Here is a 17679-nt window from a genome sequence, read left to right as displayed (position 1 = left end):
AGCACAGATGGCACGCCGTATCCGCAAGCGACGGTCCCTCGGGGCCGCGGCACTCACCGCGCTGGCCACCGGGGCCGCCCTGCTCAGCGCCCCCGTGCAGGCGCACGCCGAGGCCGCCGTCACCGTGACGCCGGACCCGTCGTACCAGCAGGAGAAGTTCGAAGGCTGGGGCACCAGCCTGGTCTGGTTCGCCAACGCCACCGGCGACTATCCCCCGGCGGTCCGCGAGAAGCTCGCCAAGCTGCTCTTCGGCGACGACGGTCTCGCGCTGAACATCGCCCGCTACAACATCGGCGGCGGCAACGCGCCCGACGTGACGGACTATCTGCGGGCCGGCGGCGCGGTCCAGGGCTGGTGGAAGGCGCCCGCGGGCACCACCCGCGAGGACACCGACTGGTGGAGCCCGGACGACCCGGCGGACTGGAACAAGGACGCCGACGCCACCCAGCGCTGGTGGGTGGACCGCATCAAGAAGGACATCACCCACTGGGAGACGTTCAGCAACTCCCCGCCGTGGTTCATGACGAACAGCGGATACGTGTCCGGCGGCTTCGACGCCAACGCCGACCAGTTGAAGGCCGACTCGGTCGACGACTTCGCCGCCTATCTCGCGGGGGCGACGAAGCGGCTGGAGCAGGCCGAGGGCATCAAGGTCGACACGATCGACCCCTTCAACGAGCCCAACACCGGCTACTGGGGCACCCGGTTGGGCGCGGACGGCCAGCCCGTCGGCGGCCGTCAGGAGGGCGCCCACATCGGCCCGGAGCTCCAGCAGAAGGTGCTCGCCGCGCTGGCGCCCGCGCTGAAGAAGGCCAAGGTCAAGGCCGGGATATCGGCGATGGACGAGACCAACCCGTCGATCTTCGCGACGAACTGGAACTCCTACTCGCAGGCGTCCAAGGACCTCGTCGACCAGATGAACGTCCACACCTACGGCACCGGGCAGCGCACCACCGTGCGCGACCTCGCCAAGGCGGCCGGCAAGCCGCTGTGGATGAGCGAGGTCGAGGGCGACTGGGGCGACGGGCAGAGCTTCACCGACATGCGGCCGGGCCTCGGTCTCGCCCAGCAGATGGTGAACGACCTGCGTGAACTGGAGCCCACCGCCTGGGTGTTCTGGCAGCCGGTCGAGGACTACGACAACATGAAGCCGGGCGGCGAGTCCGCCAAGGGCGGCAACTGGGGTTCCATCCAGCTCCCGTTCAGTTGCACCAAGGCGGACACGCTCCAGTCCTGCCCGATCTTCACGAACACCAAGTTCGACACCGCGCGCAACTTCACGCACTTCATCAAGCCCGGCGACAAGCTGATCAAGGTGGACGACACCTCCAGCGCCGCCGCCGTGACCGCGGACGGCAAGGGCGCCTCGCTCGTCCACGTCAACTCCACCACCGCGGCCCGTACGGTCACCATCGACCTGGCCAAGTTCCGCACCGTCAAGGGCGACGCGACCGTCACGCCTACCGTGACCAGCGCCGACGGCAAGCTCGTACGGCAGGCCCCGGTCAAGGTCGTGGACGGCAAGGCCACTTACACCGTGCCGGCCCAGTCCGTGACCTCCTTCGCCGTCACGGGCGTCTCGGGTGTCGCGAAGAACGCGGGCCTGTTCAGCAAGGGCCACTCGTACACGCTGACCGGCGTGCAGAGCGGCAAGGCGGTGACCGTGTCCGCCAACGGCACGAACCTGGTCCTCGGCTCGGCCAACGGCACCGTCGCGCAGGAGTGGCGGTTGGCCGCCCGGCACGGCAAGAAGGGCGCCCGCCAGCGCTACGTCTTCGCCAACCCGGCCGAGGGCAAGCGCCTCGCCGTGCGTGACGACGTGCCGGTGATCGAACCGGACACCGGCGAGCAGGACCCGGCCACCGAGTGGACCATGTCGACCACCGGTGACGGCACCTGGACCCTGGTCAACGCGGCCACCGGACGCCTCCTCGAAGTCGGCGGCCAGGCCACCAACGAGGGCGCGGCCGTCACGACGTGGCTGGCCAACTCCGGTGCCAACCAGCGCTGGAGGGTCACGGACGTGACCCCGTAACACCCGAGCGGCTACTCGCTCACCTCCGCCCGCATCGCGATCGTCGTGATGCGGGCGGAGTGCTGTGCGGGGGCGGAGGCCGGGGTGGGGGTCGTTGTCGGGATGCGTTCGAGGACGCCGCCGGCGAAGACGTCGTACAGGGGGAGCGTCTCGAGGTGGACGTAGCCGATGTGGCAGTCGCAGACGGCGAGCGGGCAGGGGCGCGGGCGCAGGGCGGCCCGGTACGAGCCGTCGTAGAGGTTGCCGAGTTCGGCGCGGACGAAGTGGCAGCGGCGGACCGTGCCCTCGCCGTCGACCGAGATCACGGACTCGCCGGTACGGCACGGCAGGCCGCCGCTGGTGTGCGGGCGGCGGCTGTACGGGAAGAGCGGGTCGAGGGCGGTCCAGACGTCGGCCTCCGCGTCGGTGTACGTGTGCCCCTCGGCCGCGTTGACCCACAGGTAGACGTGTTCGGGCAGGTCGGCGCGGAGTCGGCGGGCCGCTTCGAGGTGCTCGGTGAGGCCGACGATGCCGACGCTGAAGCGGATCCCGCGAGCGGCCAGGTCACGGCACTTGGCGAGGAAGCGGTCGTAGGGGGTCTGGCCGGGGTGGTAGGTGCACCACAGGGCGAGGGTGTCGGGGTCGGCCTCGGCGAGCCAGTCGGTGCGGCAACTGAGGTTGGTCTGGATGGCGACCCGGCGGATGTGTGGGAGGCGGGAGAGGTCGGCGAGGGCGCGCCGGTACCAGGAGCGGACCAGGCCCTCGCCCCACGGGGTGAACAGGAGCGACAGCCGGTCGTCGGTCCGGTCCGCCGCCCACTGCGCGAACCGCTCCAACGCTGCGCGGTCGGCGCGCAGTTGGGCGGTGGAGTCGCGGCGCTTGGCGAACGGGCAGTAGGGGCAGTCGTAGTCGCAGGAGGCGAGCGGGCCGCGGTAGAGGAGGGTCAGGTCCATGACGGCCGTCTCACTTCCGGTCGTACTCGGCCATGGCGGCGCGGACGGCCGGCGAGAACAGTTCGGGGCCGATGGCGTCGGAGTGGGCGAGGCCTTCGGGGGTGAGCCGGAGGGTCGTCGGGTCGGCGTCGGTCAACCAGCCACGATCCGCGAAGCGTTCGAGCTCCGGGCCGAAGTCGTCGGCGGGCGCACCGCCGAAACGGGCCCGGTAGTCGGCCACTTGGAGTCCCTCGGCCTGGAGGAGCGACTGCAGGAGGTGGCGGCGGCGCGACTCGTCGTGGTCTTCCATGGCGTGGCCGAACTCGGCGTGGGTGAAGTCGTCCGTGGTGACGTAGTCGTCGATGATGCCCCGGATCTGCTGCATGCCGACGGCGTAGTCGAAGGAGTAGTGCAGTGCGCGCGTGTAGGAGCGGGCGCCGCAGCCGAGGCCGATCATGCCGTCGGTCTGGCAGGCGTAGTCGTCGGCGCCCTGGGGCGGGGCGTCGGTGCGGCGGAACATGCGCATGGACTGCTGGGTGTAGCCGTGCGCGAGGAGGTGGTCGCGGCCGACGCGGTACAGCCGCAGCCGCTGCTCGTCCCAGGCCGGGTCGGGGCCGGGATCGGGGGTACGGCGGTCGAGACCGGTCCCGGGGCGGACGTAGAGGGGGTAGAGGTAGAGCTCCTCGGGACGCCAGGCGAGGGCCGCGTCCAGGGAGTGCAGCCAGGTCTGCTCGGTCTGGCCGTCGATGCCGTAGATGAGGTCGATGTTCAGGACCGGGACGGCCGTGTCGCGGATGCGGCCGAGGGCCGCCTCGACGTCGGCGCGGCGCTGTGGGCGTACGGCGGCCCGCGCCTCGGCGTCGACGAAGCTCTGGATGCCCAGGCTGAGCCGGGTGGTGCCGCGCTCGGCGAGGACGGCGAGCCGGTCGGCCGTGGCGGTGGCGGGCGAGGCCTCGACGGAGAGCGGGACGGCGCGCAGGTCCGCGCCCATGCGGTGCTCGGCGATGTCGCACAGCCGCTCCAGCTCGGCGGCGGTGAGGAAGGTGGGGGTGCCGCCGCCGAACGCGGCCGTGGCGAACCGGACCTCGTCCGCACCGGCCCCGAGCGCTTCGCGTACGGCGGTGGCCTGGCGCTCCAAGGCGTCCAGGTAAGCGCCGGTCAGGCCGTCGGGAGCGCCGATGCGGGTGAAGAGGTTGCAGAAGCCGCAGCGGACCTCGCAGAACGGTATGTGCAGGTAGAGGGAGAGGGCGTCCTTGGCTTCGCCCGCCCACAGGTCCCGCAGCAGGGGGCGCTCTTCCAGTTCGCGGTAAACCGTCTTGTGCGGGTAGGCGTAGACGTAGTGCTGGTAGGGGCTGGTGAGCTGGGCGGTGGTCATACGGCGGCCTCGGCGGGATGGGCGGGGTCGGCGGGGTCGAGGAAGAAGTGGGCGTACGGGACGGTCCACACGGACTCGTGGCCGAGGCGGTGGCCTGTGTAGCCGTCGTCGCCGTAGGCGGTGCCGTGGTCGGAGCAGACGATCGCGAAGCAGCGGCGTCTGCTGCTGGCGGCGGCGAACAGTCGGCCGATGTGCCGGTCGACGTACTCCAGCGCGGCGGCGTGCGTCGCGCGGCTGTCGCCGGCCTCGCGGGTCGCGCCGGGCAGATGGAACCAGTTCGGCTGGTGCAGTGCGGACACGTTGACGAAGAGGAACAGCCGCTGCTCGTGCGGCAGTCGGCGGACGACCTGTTCGGCGCGGGTGATCTGGTTCTCGAAGGAGTGGGGTGAGGTGACGCCGAACTCCGGTGCCCAGTGGGACTCGTGGAAGAGGCCGGGCAGCACCGAGCCCAGCGGGCCCTGCTTGTTGAAGAAGCCCACTCCCCCGACGCACACCGTGTGGTAGCCGTCCTTCGCCAGACCGGAGACGAGGTCGGGGGTGTCGTAGACGTAGGTTCCGTCGGCGGTGGTCTCGCTGCCCGCGAAGCTCGCGGCGAACAGGCGCGGATGCGGGCCGGGGGCCGCCGGGGTGGGCAGGAAGCCGGCGAAGATCGCCTGGTGGGAGGCGTAGGTGAAGCTGCCCGGGGCGTGCCGCTCCTCCCATCGGCCGCCGGGGAGGTGGCGGGCCAGGTTCGGGATGCGGCCGGCCGCCGCCAGCTCTTCGGCGACGTCGTGGCGCAGGGTGTCGAGGGTGACGAGGAGCAGGTCGTGACTGCCGACCACCTCGGTCATGTCCGGCTCAGGCATGCAATGTTCCTGTTCTGTGCTGAACTTCCGTGCTGTGCCGCTGAGCCGCCGTGGTGGGCGGGGCGAGGTCGCGCAGGACGGCGGCCACCTGGGTGGCGTACGTGTCGAGGCCCTCCACGCCGCTGCCGGGCAGGCCGGTGAGGCGGGGCAGCAGGTCGCCGAAGGCGTTGACCTCGCCGACGGCGGCTCTGCGCCAGCCGACGGCCGGCAGCAGGTCGACGCCGACGCACAGGGTGCGCGGGAAGCAGGCCGCGGCCTGCTCGCACACACCCAGCAGGTCGGCCCAGCGCGCGCCCGCCGCCTCGACGGCCTCGCGGGCGGCGGCCAGGTCGCCGCGCCGGCCGCCGAGGTGGAGGTTGGTCAGCGGTGTCCGGCTGGTGCGGACCACCGCGTGGGTGGCGCGGCCGGCCACCACGACGACCCTGAGGTCGGTGGCCCGGCCGTCCTGGGAGGCCTTCGGCAGCCAGCGTTCGAGGTGCAGTCCGTCCGGGGCGAGCGCGTCGACGATGGCCGCGATGTCCCGCTCGCGTTCGTAGCGGCGCACCTTCAGGGAGTTGTACAGGCCGCCGTCGGCGGTGAGTTCGACGGAGGTGGTGGCTCTGATGCGGTCGCCGCCGCCCGACTCGACGGCGAGGACGCCCGACGCGGACGATCCGTGCGCGAGCTTCACGAAGAGCCGGGGCAGCCGGTGCTCGCGCATCAGCGCCCGTACGTCGTCCCAGCCGCGTACCGGTGCGGCCTGCGGGCCCGAGGTGGGTGAGGCGGGCACCGGGACGCCCGCCGCGTCGAGGACGGCGTGGCAGAGCCGTTTGTCGAACAGCACGGCCAGGTCGTCCGGGTCGTCGAGGCGGACACCGCCGCGCAGTGCGCGCACCGCGCCGAGGAAACCGGCGTACCAGCGCGCCGAGCCCTCGACCCGGGTGGGGTCCTGGGCACCCCGCAGCAGCCGGTCGACCTCGGGGTTCTCGCCGGGCGAGTCGATCCGGACGATCTCGTCGGCCGCGAAATCGGCACCCCGGGCGCGCAGTACGTCCGTCCAGGGGACGACGCGCGGGGCGGGCAGGCCGGCCGCGCGGACCGCGTCCTCGAAGAGGGCGACCCGACGGTTCTCGGGGTTGCCGACCACCGCGAAGCGCGGCCCGGCGGCGCCGGGTGTCACCCTCACTCCCCCACGGCGATGTAGCGCCACACCGTGCCGTCGTCCTCCGCGTCCTCCTGGGCGTGGCCGCGGTCGAGGTCCACCTCGACGCCGGCGGCCTCCAGGGTCTGCCGGACGCGCTCCTTGACGGGCTCGCTGAGGTAGTGGTGGTGCAGGTCGAGCTTCTTGAGGTGGGTGAGGGGCTGGCCGCCGAGCAGGGCGGCTGCGCCCTCGTCGGTCAGGACGCCCATGGAGAGGTCCAGCACCTCAAGCCGGGCCACCACGGGCGCGGCGGCGACCGCGCCGGCCACGGCGTCCTGGATCTCGCTGTCGCGCAGGGCCAGGTGACGCAGGCTCGGCAGCCGGGCGCCGGACAGGATCGGGGCCAGGTCGGCGACCTCGCTGTCGCAGCCGTACTCGGGGGTGCCGAGCCACAGGTCGAGGTGGACCAGCGCGGGCAGGTCGCTGGCGCCGACGGCGCGCACGATCGCCGCGGACAGCCCGCCCGTCTCGATGACGAGCTTGCGCAGCGCGCCGTGGGTCACGGCGGAGAGGACCAGCCCGGATCCGCCGCGCACGCCGAACTCCTCCAGCTCGGGGAAGGCGGCCAGGAGGGGGGTGACGTCGGACTGGTTGATCCACGAGATCTCGCACTCCTCCCCCACCATGTCCCCCAGGAACAGGGCCCGCAGGGCCGGGAAGCGGTCCCGGGCGGCCACCAGCGCCTCGATGACGGCGGCCGAACTCTCCTCGTACGCCTCCGCCCAAGCGCCCACGATCAGGGCCTTCACGCGGGTGGTGTCGACGGTGTCGCAGAACCGGGCGAACGCCGCCGTCCAGGCCCCGTCGGAACCGTAGACGTCGCTGCCGACCCGCCAGGCGAGCGTGTCCGGTTCGACCGGGCGCGGCTCGTGGCCGGGGCCGGGGAAGGTGTACGCGGGCAGCCCGTACAACGCGTTGAGGTGGTTGCCGATGCTCATGCGGCTGCTCCTGAGGAGAAAGAGGAAAAGTGTGCGGTCCGTGATGTGTTGGCAGTTCTACCAACAGCCACTGACATTGATACAACGCCCCTCGGCGGGGCCTCGGTTCGCAGGTCACGGCTTCGCAGGCCCGGCTTCGGACTCGTCGTCGGGGGGCGTTGTCAGTGGTGGCCCGTACGGTTTTGGTCATGAGGCCGGTGCGTGTGCACCCGGCGGGGAGGGGAGTGCCATGTACCGGCAGGGAGACGTGCTGATCGTGCCCGTCACGGAGGAAGCGGTGCCGCCGCATGTGGCGCAGGCGCCGAGGGAGGCGCGGGACGGGCGGGGGCGGCTGGTGCTGGCGCTCGGCGAGGTCACCGGGCACGCCCACGCGGTCGTCGGACCGGGTGATCTGGTGCGCGAGCCGGGGCCGTTCGGTCCGCTGCTGCTGCGCCTGCCCCAGGGCGGCCGGGTGGTCCACGAGGAGCACGCGGCGATCACCCTGCCGAAGGGCTGGTACCGGGTGATCCGGCAGCGGGAGTACGTGCCGGGGTCCGTGCGGATCGTGGCGGACTGAGCGGACTGAGCGGCGGGGGCGGAAGGTGCGGGAGGGACAGATGACGACGATGGACATGCAGGAGACCGTGATCTCCTACGACTACGACGAGAGCGTCCATGCCTGGCGCGCGTGTGCGGCGGCGGTGGGCGCGGCCGACCGTGTCGCCGCCGAGGCCGGCGTCCGGCGGGCCTACCGGCAGGCCGGGCTCCGGGAGCCGGAGGAGGTGGTGTGGGCCGGTTCGCCGCGCGAGGCGGTGACGTTGATCCGGGCGTTGGCGGAGCCGGGTCCCAGTGTGCGCGAGACCGTCCGCAGTGCCCCCTGGGCGCGTGAACGGCAGCGGCTGCACACGGAGTTGGGCGCGGCGGGCTGGGCGGCGCACTGGGCGGCGACCGGTGGCCGGCTGTGGGACTCGACGCAGGCGCTGGTGAACCGGATCCGCGCCGGGGTGCTGGCGGATCTGGTCGGCCAGGACACGGGGAAGGCCGCCTCGGAGGTCCGGCTGATCCTCCTGGACGCCGTGCTCGGACAGCACGACGCGCCGTGGCTCGCCGCGTTTCCCACGGCCGACGGACCACTCGACGGACCCCTCGGCGGGCTGGCCGCGGTGAGCCGCAGCGCCGGCTGATGGTGGCCGTTCGCGCGCGTGGCGGTGGTGTGCGAACGGCCCGTCGCCCTGCACCGGGACGAGGCGGGCCGGCTCGACCACGGGGACGGTCCGGCGCTGGCCTACCCCGACGGTTTCGCCCTGTACGCCTGGCGCGGCATGCCGGTGCCGGCCGGCTTCCGCGCGGAGCTGCCCGCGCTCACCCCGGAACGGATCCGGTCCGAGGAGAACGCCGAACTGCGCCGGGTCATGCTGGAGTACTACGGCTACGACCGCTATCTGGCGGACTCCGGCGCCCGTCCCGTCCACCGGGACGAGACGGGCACGCTGTGGCGCATCGATCTGGCCGCCGACGAGCCCGTCGTCATGGTGGAGGTCCTCAACTCCACACCGGAGCCTGACGGGACACGGCGCACCTACTGGCTGCGGGTACCGCCGACGACCCGCACGGCGCGGGCGGGCGTCGCCTGGACGTTCGGGCTGACGGCGGAGGTGTACACGCCCCTGCGGGAGACGTGACCTGGGGAGTGACGCGGGTGGGCCTCAGACGTCGGCGGCGCGGGCCAGCACGGCGGTGACCTCGGCGCGGACCGCTTCCCGGGCCGTGGCAGGAAGGGCGCCCAGGTCCGTGCCCGCCAGGGCATCGAGGACCCGCTCGGCGTCGGCGTCGGCGTCGGCGTCGTACGGCGTGGTCTCGCTGAGCACCTCGTAGCCGTCGCGCACCGCCACGCGCAGACGGCCGGGGGTCTCGCCGTCGGCGTGCACCGCGGTGGCGACGACGAGGGGCGGCGGGCCGCCCGCGTCACCCTCCAGCTTGCGATGACCGCTGGCCAGAGGGGTGCGCCAGCGCAGGGCGAGCAGTACGTGGCGCTTGGCCAGCAGCTCGGTCAGGTCGGTCTCGAACACGCCCTCGGGATCCAGGACGACGGCCTTGGCCTCGAGGACCAGGGCGGCCGGGAGCAGGCAGCGCAGGGTGCTGCCGACGATGTTGCCGCCGACCGTGGCCGCCCGGCGCACCGCGCCCGTGCCCACGCCGGAGGCCGCCCGCTGCAGCACCTCGGGCACGGTCGCGTCGACCCGGTGCAGCGGTACGGCCCCGCCGAGTTCCTCGGGGCCGACCGTGTTGGCCTCCGGCAGGTCGCGCAGCGACACGGCCCGCTCGGGGAAGCCGTCGCGCTGCCAGCCGGCCCACACCAGGGTGGCGCCGCCGACCGGTACCGCCCCCTCGGCCAGACACCGCTGTGCCTCGGATATGGAGGAGGGAAGACGCAACTCCACGACAACCGACCTGCCTTCCCTGGGACTTCGAGGGGAGCGCCGTGTCGCTCGCGCACCCGCGTGATCACGTGCTCCATGGCAGAACGGATTCTGCCCAGGCGTGCGGGGGCGCATACAGGGCTCATGGCTGCATCGCGCGCGACCCGTACCCCCTACGCCCCGTACCCCCTACGACCCGCCACGCCCGCCGACGCGCCGGCCGACGCACCGACCGTCACCGGCCGCCGTTCAGCGCCAGCCAGGGCTGCGGGTCGGTGTAGGAGCCGTCGTAGATCACCTCGAAGTGCAGGTGGGGGCCGGTGGAGAGGCCGGTGGAGCCGACGCGGCCGAGCGGGGTGCCGGTCGTGACGGTCTGTCCGGCGGTGACCTCGATGGCCGACAGATGGCTGTACGTCGTCTCCAGGCGCTTGCCGTCGATGCCGCCGTGGTCGACGACGACGCGGTTGCCGTACGCCTTGGTCATGGCCGCGAACACCACCCGGCCGTCGCGGGCCGCGGAGACCTGGGCGCCCTGCGGGGCGCCGAAGTCGACGCCGGTGTGGAGTTTGGTGACGCCGGTCAGGGGGTGTTTGCGTGATCCGTACGGGGAGGTGATGGTGAGGGTGGTGACGGGCGGGGCCAGGATCGCGTTCGCCTGTCCGCCGCCGCTGAAGTCCTCCCGGTCGAACTCCTCGTACCGCGTGAACAGGGCCTTCACCTCGGTGAGGTAGGTCTGCGCGTCGGCGGGCACCCGGCCGGCCTCGGTCACCGCGTCCGTGCCGACGGCGTACGCGGCGAGGGTGAGGTCCACGAGGTCGCCGGAGACGGCCCCGTCGGTCCTGAGGTCGGTGACCTTCCCGGCGAGGGAGCAGTCCTGCCGGCCCAGCGCCATGATGGCGTCGGCCTGATCGCGGGGCGAGGAGGTGCCGTTGCCGTCGTCGTCCTTGCCCCACTTCCGCCATTCGGCGCCGGTGAACGCGGCGATGCCCTGTTCGTCCGACGTCGTGGCGCCGTCGTTGCGCCAGCCGGACAACTGGTCGATCTGGGCTGCGAGGAAGGACGGGGTGACGACCGTGCAGGCGTCGGCGGCCTTGCGCAGCCAGGGCCCGTAGGTCTCGTCGACGCCGTCCGCGGCGGGTTGTCCGGAGCTGTCGCCGGGTGTCAAGGCCGAGGGGAAGCCGCCGGTCAGGATGAGGAACCCGGCCACGGCCGACACGGTCAGCAGGGCGGGCATCACGAGCAGGGTGACGGGGCCGGGGCCGCGTCGGCGGGGGCGTGGGGCGGGTGGCTGCGGGCGGGGCGGGGCCGGCGGTGGGTCGGCCGGGCGGGTCTCGACGGCGTGCTCGTCGTTCACGCGGAGAACTCCGGACGGTCCGTCACGAGCCGTTCCGGGAAGGTGCTGTTGTTCACGGCCGGACGTTAGCCCGTCGCCTCGCGGACGTCACCGGACGCGGGGGCAGACGTGCTGCCCGCGAGGGCAGACCTGTCGGCGGGCCTTGTCCGCGGGCGGACCGGTTTCGGGCCAAGGCTGTCGGGGGTCTTGTCGGGGGGCCTTGATAAAAAGGGCCGCGCACGGGCCGGGACCCTGGTCGCCGGCCGCCGTCCGCACGGAAGGCGCTGCTGCCTTGTCCCTGGGCCACATATCGGAATTGCACGGTCTGCCGGTGTACGACTTCCCGCTGCCCGGGGCGAACGTCCCGGCTCTGCCGGAGGCGGAGTCCGTCGCCTGGAAGCTCGTCCGGCGCGAGGGCGAACCGGAGGACTACGACGACTGCTGGGACCGTTTCCTGGACACCGTGGACCCGGCGCGGGTGCGTGCCCTGGTCCTCGGAGCGGGCGCCTACGGGAGCGAGCTGGACCTCTGCGAGGGGCCGCAGGAGACGGCGGCGCGGCTGGCCGGGGCGGCGGACCGGCTGACGGGGCTGCGGGCCCTCTACCTCGCCGACCTCGACTTCGAGGAGGCCGAGCTGTCCTGGATCGTGCAGGGCGACGTCGCTCCGTTCCTCACCGCCTATCCGGAGCTGGAGGAGCTGGCGGTGCGCGGTTCGGGCAACGGGTTCGACGGCGGGCCGGGGCTGGATCTCACGCCGGTGCGGCACGAGCGGCTGCGGATCCTGCGGTTCGTGAACGGCGGGCTGCCCGCCCGGGTGGTGCACGGGCTGGTCGCCTGCGAGCTGCCCGCCCTGGAGCACCTGGACCTGTGGCTGGGCGCGCAGTGGTACCGCCGTGACACCACGGTGGCCGACCTCGCGCCGGTCCTGGACGGCTCCCGACTGCCCGCGCTGCGCCGGCTGGGCCTGCAGAACGCCGACATCCAGGACGAGGTGGCCGCCGCCGTCGCGTCCGCCCCGGTGGTGGCCCGGCTGACCGCCCTGCACCTGGGCCGCGGCACCCTGACGGACGCGGGCGCCGAGGCCCTGCTGAGCGGTCAGCCGCTGGGGCATCTCCAGGAGCTGGACCTGCACCACCACTATCTGTCCGACGCGATGGCGGAGCGGGTGCGGCAGACCCTGGAGCCCTACGGCGTCAAGGTCGACGTGTCCGGGCAGGAGCAGGCGGACGACCTGGGCGACCGGTACGTGTCCGCGGGCGAGTGACCGCCCGCGGCACGTGCGTACGTGCGTGCGTGTCGTCAGCGGACCTCGACCAGCAGGTCACCGCCCTCGACCTGCTGGATCCGGTTGATGGCGAGCCGCGAGACCGTGCCGGCCTTCGGGGCGGTGATGGTGGCCTCCATCTTCATCGCCTCGATGGTGGCGATGGTCGCGCCGACCGCGACCTCGTCGCCCTCGGCGACCGCCAGCGTGACCACGCCCGCGAACGGCGCGGCGACATGGCCGGGGTTGGCGCGGTCGGCCTTCTCGGTCGCCGGGATGTCGGAGGCGGCCGCCTGGTCGCGGACCTGGATGGGCCGCAGTTGGCCGTTCAGGGACGACATGACGGTGCGCAGGCCGCGCTCGTCGGCCTCGCCGACGGCCTGTAGCTCGATGAGCAGGCGGACGCCCGGTTCGAGGTCGACGGCGTACTCCTTGCCCGGGCGCAGGCCGTAGAAGAAGTCCTTGCTGTCGAGGACGCTGGTGTCGCCGTAGGCCTGCCGGTGGGTCTCGAAGTCGCGGGTCGGGCCGGGGAAGAGCAGCCGGTTGAGGGTGGTGCGGCGGGTCTTCTCCAGGCCCTCGCGCTCCTCGGTGGTCAGCTCCGGTACGGGCTTGGCGGCGGCGCGGCCCTGGAGCGCCTTGCTGCGGAACGGCTCGGGCCAGCCGCCGGGCGGGGTGCCGAGCTCGCCGCGCAGGAAGCCGATGACGGAGTCGGGGATGTCGTACCGGTCGGGCGTCGCCTCGAAGTCCTGCGGGGAGACTCCGGCGCCGACCAGGTGCAGGGCGAGGTCGCCGACCACCTTGGACGACGGGGTGACCTTCACCAGGTGGCCGAGGATGCGGTCGGCGGCGGCGTACATCGCCTCGATGTCCTCGAAGCGGTCGCCGAGGCCGAGCGCGACGGCCTGGGTGCGCAGGTTGGAGAGCTGTCCGCCGGGGATCTCGTGGTGGTAGACGCGGCCGGTCGGGGAGGCGAGGCCGGCCTCGAAGGGGGCGTAGATCCTGCGGACGCCCTCCCAGTACGGCTCCAGGTCGCCGACGGCCTGGAGGTCGAGGCCGGTGGGCCGCTCGGAGTGGTCGGTGGCGGCGACGATCGCCGACAGCGAGGGCTGGGACGTCGTACCGGCCATGGAGGCCACCGCGCCGTCCACGGCGTCCGCGCCGGCCTGGATCGCGGCCAGGTAGGTGGCGAGCTGCCCGCCCGCGGTGTCGTGGGTGTGCAGGTGCACCGGCAGGTCGAACTCGCGGCGCAGCGCCGAGACGAGCTTGGCGGCGGCGGGGGCGCGCAGCAGGCCCGCCATGTCCTTGACGGCCAGGACGTGGGCGCCGGCCTCGACGATCTGCTCGGCCAGGCGGAGGTAGTAGTCGAGGGTGTAGAGGCGCTCGCTCGGGTCGGACAGGTCGGAGGTGTAGCAGAGGGCGACCTCGGCGATCGCCGTGCCGGTCTCGCGGACGGCGTCGATGGCGGGGCGCATCTGGCCGACGTCGTTGAGGGCGTCGAAGATGCGGAAGATGTCGATGCCGGTGGCGGCGGCCTCCTGTACGAAGGCGTCGGTCACCTCGGTCGGGTAGGGGGTGTAGCCGACGGTGTTGCGGCCGCGCAGCAGCATCTGGAGGCAGATGTTGGGGACGGCCTCGCGCAGGGCGGCCAGCCGCTCCCAGGGGTCCTCTGCGAGGAACCGCAGGGCGACGTCGTAGGTGGCGCCGCCCCAGCACTCCAGGGACAGCAGGTTCGGCAGGGTGCGGGCGACCAGCGGCGCGGAGGCGAGGAGGTCCTTGGTGCGGACGCGGGTGGCGAGCAGGGACTGGTGGGCGTCGCGGAAGGTGGTGTCGGTGACGCCGATGGTCGGCGACTCGCGCAGCCAGCGGGCGAAGCCCTCGGGCCCGAGGTGGACCAGCCGCTGCCGTGAACCGGCGGGCGGCTCGGTGTCGGGCGTCCGGGGCAGCTTGGCGGTGGGGTCGATGAGGTCGGGGCGCTCGCCGTGCGGCTTGTTGACGGTGATGTCGGCGAGGTAGGTGAGCAGCTTGGTGCCGCGGTCGGCCGAGGAGCGGGCGGTGAGCAGGTGCGGGCGCTGCTCGATGAACGACGTGGTGACGCGTCCGGCCTGGAAGTCGGCGTCGTCGAGGACGGCTTGCAGGAACGGGATGTTGGTGGCCACGCCACGGATGCGGAACTCGGCCACGGCGCGCCGGGCGCGGCCGATCGCGGTCGGGAAGTCCCGGCCCCGGCAGGTGAGTTTGACCAGCATGGAGTCGAAGTGGGCGCTGATCTCCGTACCCGCGTGGGTGGTGCCGCCGTCGAGGCGGATGCCGGAGCCGCCCGGGGAGCGGTAGGCGCTGATGCGGCCGGTGTCGGGGCGGAAGCCGTTGGCGGGGTCCTCGGTGGTGATGCGGCACTGGAGGGCCGCGCCGTGCAGGGTGACCGTCTCCTGCGACAGGCCGAGGTCGGCGAGGGTCTCCCCGGCGGCGATGCGCAGTTGGGCCTGGACCAGGTCGACGTCGGTGACCTCCTCGGTCACCGTGTGCTCGACCTGGATGCGCGGGTTCATCTCGATGAAGACGTGCTTGCCGGCCGGGTCGAGGAGGAATTCGACGGTGCCCGCGTTGCGGTAGCCGATCTGGCGGGCGAAGCGGACCGCGTCGGCGCAGATCCGGTCCCGCAGCTCCGGGTCGAGGTTGGGGGCGGGGGCCAGCTCGACGACCTTCTGGTGGCGGCGCTGGACCGAGCAGTCGCGTTCGAAGAGGTGGATGACGTTGCCCGCGCCGTCGGCGAGGATCTGCACCTCGATGTGGCGGGGGTCGACGACGGCCTTCTCCAGGAAGACGGTGGCGTCGCCGAACGCGGACGCCGCCTCGCGGGAGGCCGCCTCGATGGACTCGCGCAGGACGGCGGGGTCCTCGACGCGGCGCATGCCGCGTCCGCCGCCGCCCGCGACCGCCTTCACGAACAGCGGGAAGCCGATCTCCTCGGCGGCCCGGACGAGTTCGTCCAGGTCGTTGGAGGGTGCGGACGAGCCGAGGACGGGGACGCCCGCCGCGCGGGCCGCGGCGACCGCGCTCGCCTTGTTGCCGGTCAGTTCGAGGGTCCGTGCGTCGGGGCCGACGAACGTGATACCGGCCTCTTCGCAGGCGCGGGCCAGTTCGGGGTTCTCGGAGAGGAAGCCGTAGCCCGGGTAGACGGCGTCGGCGCCCGCCCGGCGCGCGGCACCGACGATCTCCTCGACGGAGAGGTAGGCGCGCACCGGGTGGCCGGGCTCGCCGATCTCGTAGGCCTCGTCGGCCTTCAGCCGGTGCAGTGAGTTGCGGTCCTCGTGCGGGAACACGGCGACCGTGCGCGCGCCCAGCTCATAGCCGGCGCGAAACGCCCGGATCGCGATCTCACCACGGTTGGCGACCAGCACCTTGCGGAACATCCTGGGACCCCTTCAGCCTGCCGGTGACGGGACCCATCGTGTCGGTGAGCGGCCCGGTTGACCATGTGAGCCGGGCCACTCACCGCATGTCTCGCTCGTATGGACCGTGCGGCCGAAGGGTCCTGCCGGGCGGCCGGAGGGTTCTGCCGTGTGACCTAAGGGTTCTGCCGTGCGGCCGATGCGTTGTTCTCAGGTCGCGGTGGCCGCCGCTGCCGCCCGGCCGGCCTGGCGTCCGGAGAACAGGCAGCCGCCGAGGAAGGTGCCCTCCAGGGAGCGGTAGCCGTGCATCCCGCCGCCGCCGAACCCGGCGACCTCCCCGGCCGCGTACAGGCCGGGCACGGGGTTGCCGGTCGCGTCCAGGACCCGTCCGGAGAGGTCGGTCTGGAGGCCGCCGAGGGTCTTGCGGGTGAGGACGTTGAGGCGTACGGCGATCAGCGGCCCGGCGCTCGAGTCGAGGATCCGGTGGATGGCGGCCGTCCGGCTGAGCGAGTCGCCCGTGTAGCTCAGGGCGTTGCGGATGCCCATGACCTGCGCGTCCTTGCTGTACGGGTTGTCGATCTCCCGATCGCGGGCCTCGATCTGCCGTTTGAGGTCGGCGAGCTGGATCAGGTTGTCGCCGGTCAGCTTGTTCATGCCGGCGACGAGGTCGGTGAGCGTGGTGGCGACGACGAAGTCCTCGCCCTTGTTCTTGAACTTCTCGATCGGCTCGGGGGTCTGCCAGATCCGCGACAGCAACTGCCAGACGTTCTTGTTGGTGAGGTCGGGGTTCTGTTCGGACCCGGAGAGCGCGAACTCCTTGGCGATGATCTTCTGGGTGGTGACGAACCAGGAGTAGTCGTGCCCGGAGTCCACGATCGTCTTGAGCGTGTGCAGGGTGTCGTAGCCCGGCATGTCGGGCGTGCTGAACCGCTTGCCCGTCGCGTCGAACCACATGGAGGACGGGCCGGGGAGGATCCGGATGCCGTGACCCGGCCAGATCGGGTCGTAGTTCCTGAGGCCCTCGGTGTAGTGCCACATCCGGTCCGGGTTGACGATGCGGCCGCCCGCCTGCTGCGTGATCGCCAGCATCCGGCCGTCCACGTGCGCGGGGACGCCGGTGACCATGAACTTCGGCGGGGTGCCCATGCGGGCGGGCCAGTTCTGCCGGACGAGGTCGTGGTTGGCGCCGATGCCGCCGGAGGTGACGACGACGACCGGGGCGCGCAGTTCGAAGTCGCCGACGACCGTGCGGGAGCTGGGCTTGCCGCGGGCGGCGCTGCTCGGCTCCAGGATCGCGCCGCGTACGCCGGTGACGACTCCGCCGGTGGTGACCAGCCCGTCGACGCGGTGCCGGAACTTGAAGGTCACCTTGTTGTCGGCGACCGCGGCCCGCACCTTCTTCTCGAACGGCTCGACCACGGCCGGTCCGGTGCCCCAGGTGACGTGGAAGCGGGGCACCGAGTTGCCGTGCCCGGTCGCGAGGCCGCCGCCGCGCTCCGCCCAGCCGACGATCGGGAACCACTGCACGCCGAGCCCGGACAGCCAGGACCGCTTCTCGCCGGACGCGAACTCGACGTACGCCTTGGCCCACTGGTAGGCCCAGTAGTCCTGGCCCTTGGGGTCGTCGACGCCCCGGTCGAATCCTGCCGTGCCCTGCCAGTCCTGCCAGGCCAGGTCGTAGGTGTCCTTGACGCCCATCAGGCGCTGTTCGTCGGAGTTGACGAAGAACAGGCCGCCGAAGGACCAGAAGGCCTGCCCGCCGAGGCTCGCCTCGGGTTCCTGGTCCAGGAGCAGCACCTTGCGTCCGGCGGCGGCGAGTTCGGCGGTGGCGACGAGTCCGGCGAGGCCGTGGCCGACGACGATCGCGTCCGCGTCCTGCGACTCGGCGCCGAAGGCGGGGAAGGCCTGGGCGGCGAGGGACGCACCCGCCAGGACCCCGCCGGTCACGGTCAGGGCGTGGCGGCGCGTGATCCCGGCAGCGGATTCTGGGTTGTCCATGAGTGGCCCTCC

12 protein-coding genes and 1 pseudogene are annotated in these 17679 nt (G+C 72.6%); 4 read left to right on the top strand and 9 right to left on the bottom strand.

What is annotated here, in order from left to right:
• The first annotated feature begins 7 nt into the window (after nt 1–7).
• The gene (locus BMZ82_RS14250) at nt 8–2035 is read left to right on the top strand and encodes a glycoside hydrolase (protein ID WP_093775531.1); all 2028 of its coding nucleotides are present in this window, start codon (nt 8–10) and stop codon (nt 2033–2035) included.
• Nucleotides 2036–2046: 11 nt separating this feature from the next.
• Here BMZ82_RS14250 and BMZ82_RS14245 read toward each other — a convergent pair whose 3' ends face one another.
• The 5 genes from BMZ82_RS14245 to BMZ82_RS14225 are packed head-to-tail and all read right to left on the bottom strand — an operon-like array spanning nt 2047 to nt 7284.
• The gene (locus BMZ82_RS14245; RefSeq protein WP_093775530.1) at nt 2047–2967 is read right to left on the bottom strand and encodes an STM4011 family radical SAM protein; all 921 of its coding nucleotides are present in this window, start codon (nt 2965–2967) and stop codon (nt 2047–2049) included.
• A gap of 10 nt (nt 2968–2977) precedes the next feature.
• Nucleotides 2978–4321, bottom strand: coding sequence for an STM4012 family radical SAM protein (locus BMZ82_RS14240; RefSeq protein WP_093775529.1), 1344 nt, complete (start codon nt 4319–4321; stop codon nt 2978–2980).
• Nucleotides 4318–5151, bottom strand: coding sequence for an STM4013/SEN3800 family hydrolase (locus tag BMZ82_RS14235; protein ID WP_177244500.1), 834 nt, complete (start codon nt 5149–5151; stop codon nt 4318–4320). The genes BMZ82_RS14240 and BMZ82_RS14235 overlap by 4 nt, the downstream gene beginning before the upstream one ends.
• A 7-nt stretch (nt 5152–5158) precedes the next feature.
• The gene (locus tag BMZ82_RS14230; protein WP_177244491.1) at nt 5159–6331 is read right to left on the bottom strand and encodes an STM4014 family protein; all 1173 of its coding nucleotides are present in this window, start codon (nt 6329–6331) and stop codon (nt 5159–5161) included.
• Nucleotides 6328–7284, bottom strand: a complete 957-nt coding sequence (locus BMZ82_RS14225) for an STM4015 family protein (RefSeq protein ID WP_093775525.1) — start codon at nt 7282–7284, stop codon at nt 6328–6330. The genes BMZ82_RS14230 and BMZ82_RS14225 overlap by 4 nt, the downstream gene beginning before the upstream one ends.
• Nucleotides 7285–7513: 229 nt before the next feature.
• Here BMZ82_RS14225 and BMZ82_RS14220 point away from each other — a divergent pair, with 229 nt between their 5' ends.
• Complete coding sequence (locus tag BMZ82_RS14220; RefSeq protein ID WP_093775523.1) at nt 7514–7840, top strand: hypothetical protein; 327 nt, start codon at nt 7514–7516, stop codon at nt 7838–7840.
• A 49-nt stretch (nt 7841–7889) separates the two neighbouring features.
• Nucleotides 7890–8945, top strand: a pseudogene (locus tag BMZ82_RS14215) (DUF6745 domain-containing protein).
• Nucleotides 8946–8969: 24 nt separating this feature from the next.
• On the opposite strand, the gene BMZ82_RS14210 reads toward BMZ82_RS14215, so the two are convergent.
• Together BMZ82_RS14210 and BMZ82_RS14205 are read right to left on the bottom strand one after the other, a co-directional pair.
• Nucleotides 8970–9704 (bottom strand): FAD binding domain-containing protein, encoded by a 735-nt coding sequence (locus BMZ82_RS14210; protein ID WP_093775521.1) that lies wholly within the window; start codon nt 9702–9704, stop codon nt 8970–8972.
• Nucleotides 9705–9918: 214 nt separating this feature from the next.
• Nucleotides 9919–11037, bottom strand: a complete 1119-nt coding sequence (locus tag BMZ82_RS14205) for a M23 family metallopeptidase (RefSeq protein ID WP_093775519.1) — start codon at nt 11035–11037, stop codon at nt 9919–9921.
• A 304-nt stretch (nt 11038–11341) separates the two neighbouring features.
• Here BMZ82_RS14205 and BMZ82_RS14200 point away from each other — a divergent pair, with 304 nt between their 5' ends.
• Nucleotides 11342–12280 carry an STM4015 family protein gene (locus tag BMZ82_RS14200; RefSeq protein WP_371271218.1) on the top strand — a complete coding sequence of 313 codons (939 nt, stop codon included), beginning with the start codon at nt 11342–11344 and terminating at the stop codon, nt 12278–12280.
• A gap of 35 nt (nt 12281–12315) precedes the next feature.
• Here the strand turns inward: BMZ82_RS14200 and BMZ82_RS14195 are convergent, their stop codons facing one another.
• Both BMZ82_RS14195 and BMZ82_RS14190 read right to left on the bottom strand, forming a co-directional pair.
• Nucleotides 12316–15690 carry a pyruvate carboxylase gene (locus BMZ82_RS14195; protein WP_093775515.1) on the bottom strand — a complete coding sequence of 1125 codons (3375 nt, stop codon included), beginning with the start codon at nt 15688–15690 and terminating at the stop codon, nt 12316–12318.
• A 189-nt stretch (nt 15691–15879) separates the two neighbouring features.
• On the bottom strand, nt 15880–17667 hold the full coding sequence (locus tag BMZ82_RS14190; protein ID WP_093775513.1) for an FAD-binding dehydrogenase: 1788 nt from the start codon (nt 17665–17667) through the stop codon (nt 15880–15882).
• Nucleotides 17668–17679 lie beyond the last annotated feature (12 nt).

This window comes from Streptomyces sp. yr375 (assembly GCF_900110755.1).
Taxonomy (GTDB): Bacteria; Actinomycetota; Actinomycetes; order Streptomycetales; family Streptomycetaceae; genus Streptomyces.
Note: the sequence above shows the minus strand (reverse complement) of the source record. Positions and strands in the feature narration are given on the sequence as shown.

What these genes read in the sequence shown, in the direction of transcription:
- BMZ82_RS14250 (WP_093775531.1), top strand. Translation starts at nt 8, where the DNA reads ATGGCACGCCGTATCCGCAAGCGACGGTCCCTCGGGGCCGCGGCACTC.
- BMZ82_RS14190 (WP_093775513.1), bottom strand. Translation starts at nt 17,667, where the DNA reads ATGGACAACCCAGAATCCGCTGCCGGGATCACGCGCCGCCACGCCCTG.
- BMZ82_RS14245 (WP_093775530.1), bottom strand. Translation starts at nt 2,967, where the DNA reads ATGGACCTGACCCTCCTCTACCGCGGCCCGCTCGCCTCCTGCGACTAC.
- BMZ82_RS14220 (WP_093775523.1), top strand. Translation starts at nt 7,514, where the DNA reads ATGTACCGGCAGGGAGACGTGCTGATCGTGCCCGTCACGGAGGAAGCG.
- BMZ82_RS14235 (WP_177244500.1), bottom strand. Translation starts at nt 5,151, where the DNA reads ATGACCGAGGTGGTCGGCAGTCACGACCTGCTCCTCGTCACCCTCGAC.
- BMZ82_RS14195 (WP_093775515.1), bottom strand. Translation starts at nt 15,690, where the DNA reads ATGTTCCGCAAGGTGCTGGTCGCCAACCGTGGTGAGATCGCGATCCGG.
- BMZ82_RS14225 (WP_093775525.1), bottom strand. Translation starts at nt 7,284, where the DNA reads ATGAGCATCGGCAACCACCTCAACGCGTTGTACGGGCTGCCCGCGTAC.
- BMZ82_RS14240 (WP_093775529.1), bottom strand. Translation starts at nt 4,321, where the DNA reads ATGACCACCGCCCAGCTCACCAGCCCCTACCAGCACTACGTCTACGCC.